Raw genomic sequence first — 13153 nt, forward strand, 5'->3', positions numbered from 1 at the left:
ATCTTCTAAAGGACAATATATAAAAATTGTTGGAAATGTAAGTTATATAAATGATACTCGTACTGATATCAGTAACTTTATATCTAATAGTAATTCTTTCTCTAAATATAATTTGATGTACATTTTATATATACTAATATTACTAATTTCAGTAATCGTATTTATTACATTGAAAAGATATAAAGGCCATTAGTACATACGCTTTTATATTTTTGATTAAAATTCTATCTGATGATTCAAAAGTCTGAGATTAGGAAAAACCTTGAGAGTGGATTGCCTATACTAATCTATGATTTTGATGGTAGAGAAGAAGAAGTTGATATGATGTTTTATGCTGGGAAGATATCATGGAAAAGCATTAACTTATTAAGGAAAGATGCAGGAGGGTTAATATGTTATGTAACATCTAAAGAATATGGACAAAAGTTAGGATTAGACTTTATGGCTAATATAGTGAGGGAAAAATATCCTTATTTAGCTAAAAAACCCTCATACGGTGACGAACCAGCCTTTTCTATTTGGTTAAACCATATAGATACAAAGACGGGAATAAATGATATTGATAGAGCAAAAACTATATCCGAACTTCATAACATTATCTCTTTACTTAATGAGGATGAAAAAATAGCTAAGGAAAAATTTGAAACCGAATTCTACTCACCGGGTCATGTGCCTGTATTGTTATCTAGGGGAATAAGATATAGGAGAGGACATACTGAATTAAGTATATCTTTACTTGAGTATGTAAATTTAGAAAAAAGTGCTGTTATAGCTGAAATGTTGGACGATGGATCAAGTCTTAGTAAAGAGAAAGCATTAAGATACGCAAGGTATAATGGATTTTTATTTATAGAGGGAAAAGAAATCTTAAAGGAGGTTCTAATATGAGAAAATACGGAGTAGTAGATACAACATTCTCGAGAATAGATATGGGAAGTATAGCAATAAAAGTTATAAGAGCAGAAGATCCTGATGCAGAAATAATTAGATATACTGTTCCTGGGATAAAAGATATGCCAGTTGCTGCAAAGAGACTATTGGATGAAGGCTGTGATGGTGTAATAACTCTTGGTTGGGTGGGGAAATCAATGTTAGATAAATACAGTTATCTTGCAACAAGCATAGGTTTAATAATCACACAAGTACTAACTTCTAAGCATATAATTGATGTTACAGTTCATGAAGATGAAGTAAATGATGAAGAAAAACTAAAAGATTTAGCAATAGATAGGGTAACTAAGCATGCAAAAAATCTAGTTATGCTAGTGAGAGATGGAAGAAATGCACTAACTCCTTATGCGGGGAAAGGATTAAGACAGGGGTATGAAAATGCCGGACCAATCGATTAACTTAGCTATAGTAGTTGCTGAATTTAATTACGATATAACGTATCTGATGTTACAAAGAGCAATAGCTCATGCTAAGTTCCTTGGTGCAAATGTAAAGGTTGTATTTAAAGTTCCAGGTAGCTATGATATGGCAATAGCTGTGAAAGAGCTACTAAAAAGAGATGATATAGATGCTGTTGTTACTTTAGGTGCAGTAATAAAAGGCGAAACAAAACATGATGAAATAGTAGCTACTCAAACTGCAAGAAAAATATTAGATTTATCAGTAGAATATGGAAAGCCTGTAACCTTGGGTATTATAGGTCACGGAGTTACGCATGAGCAAGCGGTGGAAAGAATAGAGGAGTATTCCACAAGAGCTGTTGAGGCTGCAATAAAATTGGCTAAGAGGTTAAGAGAACTAAGAAAAATACAAACATTAAATGAGGAAATGGTGGTAATTGAATGAAAATTATGCAAATAAATTTAGTAGACTATAAAGAATGGACTGAGAGTCTAGGGTATGATAGAGAGTGGAAAATTCAAAATTTTCAGCACGGTTTTTTATCTAGACTTAATGAAATAGCGGCAGAAATAAATTCATTTATAATAACATACAGATATGATAGTTATATAATGTTACTGGATGGTGTCTTAATTGGAAAAAATGATTATATTTTAACTAAAATAAAAGAACTTTCACCAGTTCCAATAGATATATGTTTTGGATATGGTAAAACTTTACTAGATGCAGAAAGAAATTGTTCCATTAATATGGATAATATCTTATTAGCCAAAGATGAAAAAGTGCTTGTGGCTCATTTTGATCTAGATGGATTTTCTAGGAAAAGATTTTTGTTTGATGCTTACCTAGAAGTTTATAAAATATATAATAAGTTATTTAACTATGCAATGGAACTTGGTGGTTTAGCTTATTATTTTGGTGGTGATAATATAGGAATCTTCTTAGGGGTTGACAATATTAATAAAGTAATAGAATTAGCGAATTCTTTCCCGAATATGAAAGTAGGTATAGGAATAGGTAATAATCCGAGAGAGGCTCTAAAGAATGCCGCTGAGGCATTACATATTATAAGAATATATAGGGATAGGAAGATCGAAATTGTCGACTCTAAAAATTAATTTAGGTGCTATTTTATCTGGAGAGGAACTAGAATATAAAGAAAGAGTTAATATTGAAATAGATGATAATAAGAGAATTTTACATATCGGTAATGGTTATGATTCTTCTGCTAAAAATTTTAAAGAATTCATACTTGTTCCGCCTCTTATAAATTTTCATACACATAGCGGAGATTTTACTTTCCCAGAAATAGGAATTGATAAACCTATTAACGAATTAGTAGGAGATCCTAATAGTGAAAAATATAAATATTTCAAGTTATATAAAAATAGGGTTAGTGAAGGAATTAGAGAATTTATTAGAAAATCTATTAATTTTGGTATAATAGGAATATTGGATTTCAGAGAAGAAGGAGTAGAAGGTGTGTTAAAAGCTAAAAAATCTGTAGATTTAGCAAATATTCATTATTTCTCTCTTGGTAGATTGGATAAATTTGATAAGAAGGAACTAGAAGAGCTAGCAAAAGTTGCAGAAGGATATGGATTGCCTAGTCCTAATTATCATTCTAGCAAAGAATTAAATGTTATTAAAAATCACTTTGCTACAAAGATTAGAGCCGTTCATTTTGCTGAGACGAAAAAACAATATTTAAGAGATGACCTAAAAGAATTAATTATAAGTTATTCTCCTAATCTCATAATCCATGGAACTCATTTTAGTATAAATGAATTTAATATCTTGAAAAATGAAAAAATTCCTTTAGTTGTTTGTCCTAGAAGTAATTTATGGTTTGGTGTAGGTATTCCTAATATTTCTGCAGCCTACGATGTTGGAGTTACTGTTTTTTATGGAAGTGATAATGGAAGCTGGATTTCACCAAATCTGTGGAAAGACTTAGAATTAGCTCTTCTTATCACTAGAATACAGAAACCAGGATCTAACTATGCAAGAGATATTTTATCTTCAGCTACTGTTAATGCATATAAGTATCTTCAACTTGATTTTGCAATAAAAGAAGGTAATAAAACATATCCAGTTTTAATAAGAGGGGATGAAATTTTTAGGGCAAACGATAAGTTTGTTGCAATAATTAAAAGAGCTTCGGATAATGGCATCTATAGTCTTGGTGCTATCCAGAATATAAGTTGACCACCAGAATCTGTAGGTACTTCAATTTTCATAGGTATGTTATTTCCAAATCCTACAGTTACATTTTGAGATATAGAAGTTACTTTAAATACATCTTTTAGAACTTCTATGCTATATACTGCTTTCGATGGAGATTCTACATTTAAGGATTTGAGGGGCTTATCTTGTTTTAGCAAAGACTTGTATGTTCTACCAGCCTCTTCTGTGGAGAGGGTAACAGTGTTTTCATCTGCAGATATTTCAACCTCTTCACCTACTAAGCTTAAATCTCTAGCAATATCCTTTAATACATCTCCATCAGTTGTAAATGTAACACTTAGGTTTACCTTAGGTTCTGTTAATTGGTCTATTGAAGTTTTTTCTCCTTTTATATAGATATTGCTTCTAGTCCCTGTTTTCTCATCTCTAACAGTAACTTTTAGGCCAGCCTCAGTCTCTTCTAAAGTAACTGTTGCACTTTTAGATTTAGCCTTTCCAAGAATTTTCTTCAAATCATTTATATTAATTTTAATTCCAAGTGGTTTGTCAATCGTATAATCTTCTAGGTATTCTTTTGGAATTTTAAATATAACCATGAGTACTTTATCATCTGTCAGATATCTTGAAAAAATACTGTCTTCAGTAAAGTTTAAAATTATTTCATCTGTAACCTTAAGCAGACCAGATAACAAGGAGTAAAAATCTTTCGCACTTGAATATGTAGCCTTAATCATTCTTCCTCATTTGTTTTTTGTTCTTTTACTTTTTTAGTCTTTTTTGCTACTTTCTTCCTTTTCTTCTTATCAGAGGAAGAATAATGAGAGGCTAATTCTTTAAACATTTTCTTTGCTTCTTCAATGCTTATTTTCCCATTAAGTAAATTGTCCCATATTTCAGTATTTTTCATTAATAATTCTATGTCGGCTACACTTAGTGCTGGTAGTTCTTCTTCTTCGCTTTCAGCTTCTACTTTCTCCTCATGCTCTTCTTCTTTTTGTGTAAATTCCTCTTCGCTTTCAGCTTCAGTGGATTCTTCCTCTTCTTCATTCTCTTTCTCATTCTCTTCCTCATCAAACATTATAATCCCCCTTTATGTCAAGTTTAGTAGATATATTTCACCCCTTAATAAATCTCTAGTCACGCAATATCCCCTTGGTAGTTTTTGTAATGTTTCATAAATTGCAGCATACAATTGAGTATCGGAACCTCCAAGCAGTTTACTCGCATAGTCTAATTCTTTGGGCTCAACTAAGTTAAATATAAAAAAGTAACTTGTATTAGCAAGTAGTTCCTTAATGTATTCACTAGTTTGGGAAATTATTATAAATCCAAATCCAAATTTTCTTCCTTCCGCAAATAATCTTTCTAATATCTGTTTACCGGATTCTTTAGATAATATAAAAGGGGCTTCATCTATAATAATTATTTTCTTTAAATTCGATATACCAGAAATATACATTGTATTTTGAATAGATTTTAATAACGTTTCTATTAAAACATATTTTATCTCATTAGTTGGTATTTTAGAAAAATCTATAATTAGATTATTTTCCAAAATCTCTGAAATATTCACATTTGAATTATTGAAGATTGATGATGATAGAAACTGAATATAAGGTTCTATTGATTGATATTTTATTATATCTTGACTTGTAGTAGCTAGTTTTTTCTTTTTTTCCAAAAGAATTAAAATATCCCTGAAAGTTGGTGGAGATAAATTCCATGTCTCACTATCATTTTCATCTATTCCTTTTTCTGCATAAGCTTCAATAATTAAGTTTGTTAGTTCGATAGTTTGTAAATTACCTAGATTAAAAAGACTTTTTATCATCAATGAAATTTCTAAGGCCCTTTCTTTTGGACTTCTACCAAATAAACTTAATGGATTTATTGTTACTTTAGAGGCATCAATTTTCTTTGCTCCTTGAACTTCGTATTCGCCATGTAAATCGAAAACTAAGTAAGATATGTTTAATGAATTCACAATCTTTTTTGCTAAAGTTGATTTTCCTACTCCACTAGTACCTATAATTATCACATTATAATTTTTACTAGAATTAAAATCCAAGTAATATATTCCATCAGTTCTAATCCATTTATACGTAGAATTTGAGGTATAAAATGCGTTATCTATTGAACTCCCCTTACCTATTTTTCCAATTATTTTTCCCACTAGGACTCCTTTGTTAGACAAACTATACGTTTTAGGGAAAATTAAGTAAGGTAATGTAATCCAATTAAATGTTATTAAGGGTAATTCGTAATAAAATCCGTAGAACGAGATTATTATGGAATCTAAAAGGCTTCCTAATAAGAAGAGAGGATTAAAGAATAATACCCAATAGAGGACTAATGATAAGCTAATGCCTATTACAAATTTTAAAGGTGAGAAGCTAAATTTCACTTTTTTGAGTTCATCAATTAGGAAATCATAAAAATTTCGTTTTACGAAAGAGTAAATAAAGAACGCAACTAATGTAACTACTAGATAGTATTCAGAATAATAGCTAATTAGTAATAATGTCTCATAAAAATTTAATCTGTTAATTATACTATAAATAGAGAAAAACGATGGTAATGAAATAATAGATAATAATACAGAATTAAATAAGATAAATGATATTACACCATTAATAACTATTACTAACGCAGTTATAGCTATAGAATATAATGAATTCTGTGTTATACTGATAAAATAAAGAATTATAGTCTCTAAAATGAGGACTGAAAGGAATATAATGTAAGACTTCACTTATATTAAACCCAAAATCTTAGTATTATTAGCTAAATGATAAGTGTTTCTCACGATTTTGTAAATAAACTTAGGGAATTAGGATATACGAGTCTTACTCCAATACAAAAAGTAGCTATCCCTATAATTCTAAAGGGTAAAAATACTTTAGTTATAGCACCTACAGGCTATGGAAAAACCGAGGCAGCTGTTTTTCCGGTGTTTTATAAGATTTATACCGAAAATTCGGTCCCTGTATCAGCGTTATATATTACCCCATTAAGAGCGTTAAACAGAGATATTGAGTTAAGATTAAAGAAGATAGGAGAAAAATTAGGTATTAAGGTTAGAGTAAGACATGGTGATTCAACTGAAAGTGAACGTAGAAGAGTACTCCTTGATCCCCCACAACTCCTTTTAACAACCCCTGAAACTTTATTATATCTAGTAATAAATGAAAAATATAGAAAATTATTTGAAAATTTGAAATGGATTATAATTGATGAACTCCAAGAAATGTTAGATGAAAAAAGGGGATATGAATTATTAATTGTTTTAGAACGTTTAAAAAGAATAAGTAAGAATCGAATACAGTTTATAGGTTTGTCTGCAACTATTGGAAATATAGAAATAGCAAAAAAGTATTTAGGAGAAGAAGTAGAAGTAGCAAAAATTGATACTAGAAAAGATATTGATATTTCATTAACAATCCCAGAACTAAAAAAGGAATATGTCGATTTATCCGTTAAGTTAGGATTAAATCCAGAGATAATAGCAAGATTCAAAAAGATAGAAGAAATCGTTAAAAACGAGAAGCCTGTTTTAATTTTTACAAATGTTAGAGAAACAACAGAATTCTTGGCCAATGAACTTTCTAAAATAACACAGCTTAAAATTTTGACCCATCATGGCTCATTATCTCGAGACGTAAGAGTTGAAGCTGAAAAAGACTTTAGAGAAGGTAACATTGATGCTTTAGTAGCTACATCTAGTTTAGAGTTAGGAATAGATATAGGTAAAATTAATGTTGTAATACAATACATGTCTCCAAGACAAGTAATACGGCTAGTTCAGAGAATTGGGAGAAGCGGACACTCTGTGAATAAATTATCTAAAGGCTATATAATACCATCAAATGATATATATGATATATTAGAATGTAAGGCCATTGTAGATAAATTGAAGGAAGGATACCTTGAAAAACCACTAATAGAATATAAGCCTTATGATGTAATTGCTCACGAAATAGCAGGTATGGTATTGGAAGGATATAGTAATCCTAAAGAGATATTTGATATAATAAGAAGTGTTTTCCTATTTAGTGATCTGACAGAAGAAGAATTTACTGAAATACTTGATATATTAGAATCTGCTAAAATTATAAAAAGGGAGAAAGATAGGATATCTCCTTCTTTCAGGCTTTGGAAGTATTATTATGAAACTAATATGATACCTGACTCATTAAGAGATTACTTGGTTATAGATCATGTAACTAACTCTAAGATAGGTACTCTGGATGAAGAATTTATTTCTGCGCTAGATGAAAATACAGTATTTGTTTTAGGCGGGAAACTTTGGAAAGTAGTTACTATTGAAGACGGAAAAGTATATGTTGAACAAGCACAATTAAAAAGTGGTATTTTACCTAGCTGGTTTGGAGAATCGATCCCAGTAGAAAAGGAGGTTGCGTTAAAAGTATATGAGTACATAAACAGAATAGCGAAAGGCGAAGAAATAGATTTACCTAAAGATACATTTAATAAATTAAGAGATCTAGTAGATAATCAATTAAAAAGAGGATATCCTTTGCCATCAGATAAAGAGATTTTGGTTGAAATAAATCATGACCTAATTGTAATTCACTCAGCTTTTGGAACCAGAGGAAATAATACATTAGGCGCAATAATTTCTGCTTTACTTTCTCGATTAAAAGGAATAAAAGCTAACTATAGGTCTGATTCGTATCACATAGCTATAGCAACCGTAATACCAATATATAAAGATGATATTATAAAAATTGTAAATATGATAAATTCATTACAAGAAAAAGATTTGGAAGAATTATTAAAAATAGCAATAAAAGAAAGTCCTCAATTTAAATGGAAATTATTAGTTGAAGCAGAAAGATTTGGAGTTATTGATAAGGGTAAAGATATTGATATTTCTTCTACATTATTGAGACCATTTATAGATACTATAGTTGGAGAAGAGGCAGTTAAGGAGCTTATTGTTAAGAACTATGATTTAAGTATCTTATCAAACGAACTAAGAAAAGTAAGCTGGAAAATATTAGAAGTACCCAGTTTTTCACCTCTAGCTAAAGAATTTTTAGATAAACTTTTAGTTTTCCGTTCTAGTGAAGATAAACCAATTATGCTAGAGGTTTATAAGAGAAAATTATTATCAAAAGAGGTAAAACTTATCTGTATGGTTTGTGGATGGAATAGCAATTTTAATGTGAGTCAGGTCCCTCCTAGATGTCCAAAATGTGGTTCTGTATTTTTGACAGTTGTTGATTTGCAAGATAATGAAAGTATTCAAATAGTTAAAAAAGCAATAAAAGGTGAAAAATTAAGTAAAAAAGAACTAAAAAAACTAGAGGAATTGAAGAGAATTTCATCGTTTTATTCTTACTATAATAAATATGTAGCAATAGGTCTTTCTGCTCCTGGAGTAGGTGTTACTAATATTAGTAAAGCGTTAGAAAAATTGAGAGAAGGAGAAGATAAGTATTATGAAGCGCTTTTAGATCTAGAGAGAAGGTTTATAAGGACTCGAAAATACTGGCACTAAGTTTAAATTTTTATGAATACGTTTTTTCATTAGGTAGTAGGTATGCCTGCGATAGAAATAGGAAGAATATGTGTAAAAACAAGAGGAAGAGAAGCAGGTAAAAAATGTGTTATTGTAGACATAATAGATGAAAATTTTGTCCTAGTAACTGGTCCTAAAGATGTTAATAAAGTTAAAAGAAGAAGAGTAAATATACTTCATTTAGAACCTACAGATAAAAAGATAGATATAAATAAGGGAGCAAGTGATGATGAAGTTAAGAAAAAATTAGAAGAAGCGGGTCTTATAGAATTTATGAAACAAGATGTTAAGCCAAAAATTCCTGTGATTTAATATGGAAATATATGATTTTATTTATAAAATAGATTCTTTTTGTAATTATAGTAATAACTGGAATATTATACAAGATTCCTATACTAATGAAAAATATGGTTACTTTGCTGATAAAAGACCCATAGAAGTTTTAATAAAAAACTCAATTATTAACGCTGATAAACCACCTGGACCTACAAGTCATGAAGTAGCTTATTGGATAAAACAAATGTTTAAGGTTTCAAAGGCTGGTCATGGGGGGACCCTAGAGCCTTGAGGGTTAAACCCTCAGGCGGGGAGACCCTAAAGTAACTGGAGTATTACCAATTGGGTTAGAAAATGCAACAAAACTAATGTCATATATTAGTTCTTCTGGGAAAGAATATGTATGCTTAATGCAAGTACATTGTGATTTTAATATAGATGAACTTAAACAAATAATTTCAAAATTTATAGGTATAATATATCAGAAACCACCCGTAAGATCCTCAGTGAAGAGAAGAACAAGAAAAAAGAAAATTTATGATATAGAGATACTTGATACGGATAAGAGATTTATTTTACTTAGGATATCCTCTGATCCTGGCACATATATGAGAAAATTATGTCATGATATTGGAGTAATATTAGGTTGCGGTGCACATATGAGAGAACTAAGGAGAATTAGATCTGGGATATTTACAGAGAAAAACTTAGTTACATTACAAGAGATTTCAGAAGCTCTTTATATGTGGAAAAACTGTAAAGATGAGAGTGATTTAAGAAAAATATTATTACCTATGGAATATGCTACTTGTGGTATGCCTAAAATATTAATTGATGATAATGCTGTTGATGCCATATCTTATGGTGCAATGCTTACAGCACCTGGAATAGTAGCTTATCAAAGGTTTAGGGTAAAGGATACTGTAGCGATATTAACACTAAAAGGAGAGCTAGTAGCTATAGGTGAAGCTGATGTAGATTCTCAAAAATTAGTAGATATGAAAAAAGGAATAGTAGTTAAGCCTAAAAGAGTTCTTATGCCTCGTGATATATATCCTAGATCGTGGAAGAAACATGGATGAATTTGTTGTTAATGATGTAGTAAATGGTATACCTTTATCATTGATAAGTAGTTATGGTGTTTTTTCTAAAAAGAAATTAGACCTTGGTACAAGAATGTTACTTGAAAATATAGTCCTCCCTGAGGAAGGAGTTGTAGCAGATATTGGTTGCGGCTACGGACCAATAGGGATTTATATTGCCTTAAAGAATCCCAATCTCAAAATTTATATGATAGATATTGATAAAAAGGCTGTTTATTTGGCTGAAAAAAATGTTAAGAGATATAAATTAGAAAATAGAGTTATAGTAATAAGAAATAATATATTAGAAAATCTTGATATACAATTAAATGGAGCATACTCAAATCCTCCTCTTAAGGCCGGTAAAGAATTTATTGAAAAGTTAGCTCAGCAAAGTTATGAGAGACTTTTACATAATGGTGTTTTAGAGGTAGTTGTGTACAAAGGAGAAAAGAATGTACTAGATATATTTGGAAAGTATTTTAATGAAGTTAAAATAATAAAAAGAGCAAAAGGTTACTCAATCATTTTAGCGGTTAAAAATTAATAGTATTAAATCATATAATTAAATTGCCGGGGTGCCCGAGTGGACTAAGGGGCTGGCCTTGAGAGCTTCAGGTTAGCCAGTGGGGATCTCCCCGCGCGGGTTCAAATCCCGCCCCCGGCGTCGTATAATATATTATTTTGAGGATAAGTCCTTATTAGTAGTTAGCTATTATATCATGTAGTAGTGAATTTTATACTCCTCTTTTATAATTTAAAGTTCCTTAATTCATAAAATCATACTTCTACTTTTCATTTACTGCATCGCTATGTTGGAGTTTGTTGACTGCCTGTTAAGCTTGCAACCATTAAATAATCTCTTAATTCTCTTGTTATAAGGAAGTTCTTTCTGACATGTTCTTTTCCATTTTTTCCAAGTCTCTCTCTTATGTTCGTATTTCTCAACAAATATAATGTATAATGGGCAGCTTCTTCTGGAGTAGTTACTAGGTAGCCAGTCACATTATTGATTACTTGTAAGGGTATACCACCTGTATTACCTCCGATTACTGGTTTTTCTTTCCATAAAGCTTCACTTACTGTTAAACCAAATCCTTCCTTTATTGACTTTTGCATAACAATGGTAGCTCCTCTCTGAAAGGCATTAATTTCTAGATCACTATTTGGAGGTAACATTAAGAGTTTAATATCCTTATCACTACCAGCTGCTTGAACGGTTTCATTATACACTATTTCACCTTCTGGATCATCAGAGGCAGGACTCCCTACATAGACTAGTTGAACATCGGTGTGTCTCTTCACTAGCTTATAAGTTTTTATCACACCTAAAGGATCCTTTGCTCTATCAAATCTTGAGACTTGAGTTATTATTGGTCTATCTGGGTCTACATCAAATTTGTAAAGGATCCTTCTCACTGTTATTTCGGGTATTGGTCTATTTTTAATACTTAGTGGATCTATAGAGGGTGGTACAATATATTGTGGTTTTATTAGATCGTCCCTCCCAAATACCGGTGAAGAAATTATTATACTATCATATTGTTGAACATATTGTTTTAAAAAGTTCCAGACGGGTTCATAGGGGTTAGAGATATCAATATGGCATCTCCATATCCATTTTCCCTTTTTTCTGAATTTTATTAGTCCAGCAGGCTGAGGATCATGGATAAATATTATATCATAATCTAAATCTAATTCATTCCCATTGATTTCTTGCCACTTATTATAAATTTCAAATGCTCCTTTAGGAAGTTCACCAAAACCATTTTGTAATGAATTATGAAAGGACTTTGTAACAGTAAAGAAATCTTTATCTCCTCTAATGACTTTCCAATCCGTTTCAATACCTAATTCTCTCATTAAGGGAACAAGTTTACTTAGTATTTCAGCTACTCCTCCTCCGCTAGGCGTAGAATTAATATGAAGAACTGATACTCCCTTTAGCTTTTCAGCTATCTTTACGATGCTATCTAACTCATCTTCACCAATTATTTCAGCGTACTTCTCGATCATGAGAATATCACCTCTTCAATCTTTCTTATTAAATCTTCTCTTAATTTTTCTTCATCAGTATAAGTTTGTGGATCAATAGAAGATAAGGAATCTGCCAACTCTTTTAACCCATAATTCTCCTCTATCCAGATCGAAAAATCATTTTTAGTAGTATATCCCATTACTCTTTTAAATATAAAGTGATATGCGATTGATCTCATAGAAATAGTAGCAATAATATCAATTAACTCACCTAAATTTCTAGCAACTTTTCCAGTTTTAAATATAACGGGATTACAAGAAACAAAATAAAATGGTCTAGATGCCCTTCCGCTTACCTTATTTTCTGTTAATATTTTAAGTAGATCTTCTCTTACATCTTCTACTGTCCTAGGTTCTTTTCCCTCAATATCAGATATTATCTGGGCTAGTCTTGAATCATGTATTTCATCTCTAATCCATACCGCAAAATCGTTGTGCATATCTTCTGGGATTACATGGCTTGAAAATAGAGGATGAAAGATATGATAGAATATTGAAAGCCCGTCTACTCTTTTAATTCCAGAAATTAATTCATCCACAGTATACGCCTTTATTCCAGCATACTTAGGTGGATAATAAGCTGCCTCAAATTCAAAAGGCTTTTGTGCAGGTTTATCTAATAACTCTCTGCTAATCATAGAAGTATTGTTATATGCAAAACATTTAAAACTCT

Annotated in this window: 15 protein-coding genes and 1 tRNA gene; 11 read left to right on the top strand and 5 right to left on the bottom strand. The window is 30.8% G+C overall.

Translation table 11 applies throughout. The annotated features are described in order from the left end of the window. Positions 1-231: 231 nt before the first annotated feature. Genes STK_RS02225 through STK_RS02245 form a run of 5 tightly spaced genes read left to right on the top strand, consistent with a single transcriptional unit; the run spans position 232 to position 3561 of the window. A complete protein-coding gene (locus STK_RS02225) occupies positions 232-888 on the top strand; it encodes a 3,4-dihydroxy-2-butanone-4-phosphate synthase (protein ID WP_010978356.1) in 657 nt (218 codons plus the stop codon). Continuing rightward, complete coding sequence (gene ribC / locus STK_RS02230) at positions 885-1349, top strand: riboflavin synthase (RefSeq protein WP_010978357.1); 465 nt, start codon at positions 885-887, stop codon at positions 1347-1349. Before STK_RS02225 ends, ribC begins: the two co-directional genes overlap by 4 nt. Further along, on the top strand, positions 1330-1797 hold the full coding sequence (ribH, locus tag STK_RS02235; RefSeq protein ID WP_052846879.1) for a 6,7-dimethyl-8-ribityllumazine synthase: 468 nt from the start codon (positions 1330-1332) through the stop codon (positions 1795-1797). The genes ribC and ribH overlap by 20 nt, the downstream gene beginning before the upstream one ends. Next, entirely contained in the window at positions 1794-2471 is a 678-nt protein-coding gene (locus STK_RS02240; protein WP_010978359.1) for a GTP cyclohydrolase IIa, read from the top strand. Before ribH ends, STK_RS02240 begins: the two co-directional genes overlap by 4 nt. After that, positions 2452-3561, top strand: a complete 1110-nt coding sequence (locus STK_RS02245) for an amidohydrolase family protein (protein ID WP_052846293.1) — start codon at positions 2452-2454, stop codon at positions 3559-3561. The genes STK_RS02240 and STK_RS02245 overlap by 20 nt, the downstream gene beginning before the upstream one ends. On the opposite strand, the gene STK_RS02250 is transcribed toward STK_RS02245, so the two are convergent. The 3 genes from STK_RS02250 to STK_RS02260 are packed head-to-tail and all read right to left on the bottom strand — an operon-like array spanning position 3528 to position 6292. Beyond that, positions 3528-4274 carry a DNA polymerase sliding clamp gene (locus STK_RS02250; protein ID WP_010978361.1) on the bottom strand — a complete coding sequence of 249 codons (747 nt, stop codon included), beginning with the start codon at positions 4272-4274 and terminating at the stop codon, positions 3528-3530. The genes STK_RS02245 and STK_RS02250 overlap by 34 nt on opposite strands. Beyond that, positions 4271-4618, bottom strand: a complete 348-nt coding sequence (locus STK_RS02255; RefSeq protein ID WP_010978362.1) for an RNA polymerase subunit Rpo13 — start codon at positions 4616-4618, stop codon at positions 4271-4273. Before STK_RS02255 ends, STK_RS02250 begins: the two co-directional genes overlap by 4 nt. Before the next feature lie 12 nt (positions 4619-4630). After that, complete coding sequence (locus STK_RS02260; protein WP_010978364.1) at positions 4631-6292, bottom strand: ATP-binding protein; 1662 nt, start codon at positions 6290-6292, stop codon at positions 4631-4633. Between the two features lie 36 nt (positions 6293-6328). Here STK_RS02260 and STK_RS02265 point away from each other — a divergent pair, with 36 nt between their 5' ends. The 6 genes from STK_RS02265 (at position 6329) to STK_RS02290 (ending at position 11110) form a co-directional block, all read left to right on the top strand. Then, positions 6329-9064 (top strand): DEAD/DEAH box helicase, encoded by a 2736-nt coding sequence (locus tag STK_RS02265; RefSeq protein ID WP_010978365.1) that lies wholly within the window; start codon positions 6329-6331, stop codon positions 9062-9064. A 42-nt stretch (positions 9065-9106) separates the two neighbouring features. Then, positions 9107-9397: a 50S ribosomal protein L14e gene (locus STK_RS02270; protein WP_010978366.1), complete on the top strand. Its 291-nt coding sequence runs from the start codon at positions 9107-9109 to the stop codon at positions 9395-9397. 1 nt (position 9398) lies between these two features. After that, complete coding sequence (locus STK_RS02275; protein ID WP_010978367.1) at positions 9399-9653, top strand: tRNA pseudouridine synthase A; 255 nt, start codon at positions 9399-9401, stop codon at positions 9651-9653. A 49-nt stretch (positions 9654-9702) separates the two neighbouring features. Next, complete coding sequence (locus tag STK_RS02280; protein WP_420825187.1) at positions 9703-10443, top strand: RNA-guided pseudouridylation complex pseudouridine synthase subunit Cbf5; 741 nt, start codon at positions 9703-9705, stop codon at positions 10441-10443. After that, a complete protein-coding gene (locus STK_RS02285) occupies positions 10436-10990 on the top strand; it encodes a class I SAM-dependent methyltransferase (protein WP_052846295.1) in 555 nt (184 codons plus the stop codon). Before STK_RS02280 ends, STK_RS02285 begins: the two co-directional genes overlap by 8 nt. A gap of 25 nt (positions 10991-11015) precedes the next feature. Beyond that, a tRNA-Ser gene (locus tag STK_RS02290) sits at positions 11016-11110 on the top strand. 143 nt (positions 11111-11253) lie between these two features. On the opposite strand, the gene STK_RS02295 is transcribed toward STK_RS02290, so the two are convergent. Beyond that, entirely contained in the window at positions 11254-12459 is a 1206-nt protein-coding gene (locus STK_RS02295; protein WP_010978370.1) for a glycosyltransferase, read from the bottom strand. Next, positions 12456-13118: a DUF5752 family protein gene (locus STK_RS02300; RefSeq protein ID WP_010978371.1), complete on the bottom strand. Its 663-nt coding sequence runs from the start codon at positions 13116-13118 to the stop codon at positions 12456-12458. The genes STK_RS02295 and STK_RS02300 overlap by 4 nt, the downstream gene beginning before the upstream one ends. Positions 13119-13153: the final 35 nt, after the last annotated feature.

Source organism: Sulfurisphaera tokodaii str. 7 (assembly GCF_000011205.1).
GTDB lineage: Archaea > Thermoproteota > Thermoprotei_A > Sulfolobales > Sulfolobaceae > Sulfurisphaera > Sulfurisphaera tokodaii.

Excerpts from the sequence above, each read along its gene's own strand:
- STK_RS02275 (WP_010978367.1), top strand. The coding sequence starts at position 9,399 with ATGGAAATATATGATTTTATTTATAAAATAGATTCTTTTTGTAATTAT.
- STK_RS02295 (WP_010978370.1), bottom strand. The coding sequence starts at position 12,459 with ATGATCGAGAAGTACGCTGAAATAATTGGTGAAGATGAGTTAGATAGC.
- STK_RS02255 (WP_010978362.1), bottom strand. The coding sequence starts at position 4,618 with ATGTTTGATGAGGAAGAGAATGAGAAAGAGAATGAAGAAGAGGAAGAA.
- STK_RS02240 (WP_010978359.1), top strand. The coding sequence starts at position 1,794 with ATGAAAATTATGCAAATAAATTTAGTAGACTATAAAGAATGGACTGAG.
- ribC (WP_010978357.1), top strand. The coding sequence starts at position 885 with ATGAGAAAATACGGAGTAGTAGATACAACATTCTCGAGAATAGATATG.
- STK_RS02265 (WP_010978365.1), top strand. The coding sequence starts at position 6,329 with ATGATAAGTGTTTCTCACGATTTTGTAAATAAACTTAGGGAATTAGGA.
- ribH (WP_052846879.1), top strand. The coding sequence starts at position 1,330 with ATGCCGGACCAATCGATTAACTTAGCTATAGTAGTTGCTGAATTTAAT.
- STK_RS02270 (WP_010978366.1), top strand. The coding sequence starts at position 9,107 with ATGCCTGCGATAGAAATAGGAAGAATATGTGTAAAAACAAGAGGAAGA.
- STK_RS02250 (WP_010978361.1), bottom strand. The coding sequence starts at position 4,274 with ATGATTAAGGCTACATATTCAAGTGCGAAAGATTTTTACTCCTTGTTA.
- STK_RS02285 (WP_052846295.1), top strand. The coding sequence starts at position 10,436 with ATGGATGAATTTGTTGTTAATGATGTAGTAAATGGTATACCTTTATCA.
- STK_RS02225 (WP_010978356.1), top strand. The coding sequence starts at position 232 with ATGATTCAAAAGTCTGAGATTAGGAAAAACCTTGAGAGTGGATTGCCT.
- STK_RS02300 (WP_010978371.1), bottom strand. The coding sequence starts at position 13,118 with ATGATTAGCAGAGAGTTATTAGATAAACCTGCACAAAAGCCTTTTGAA.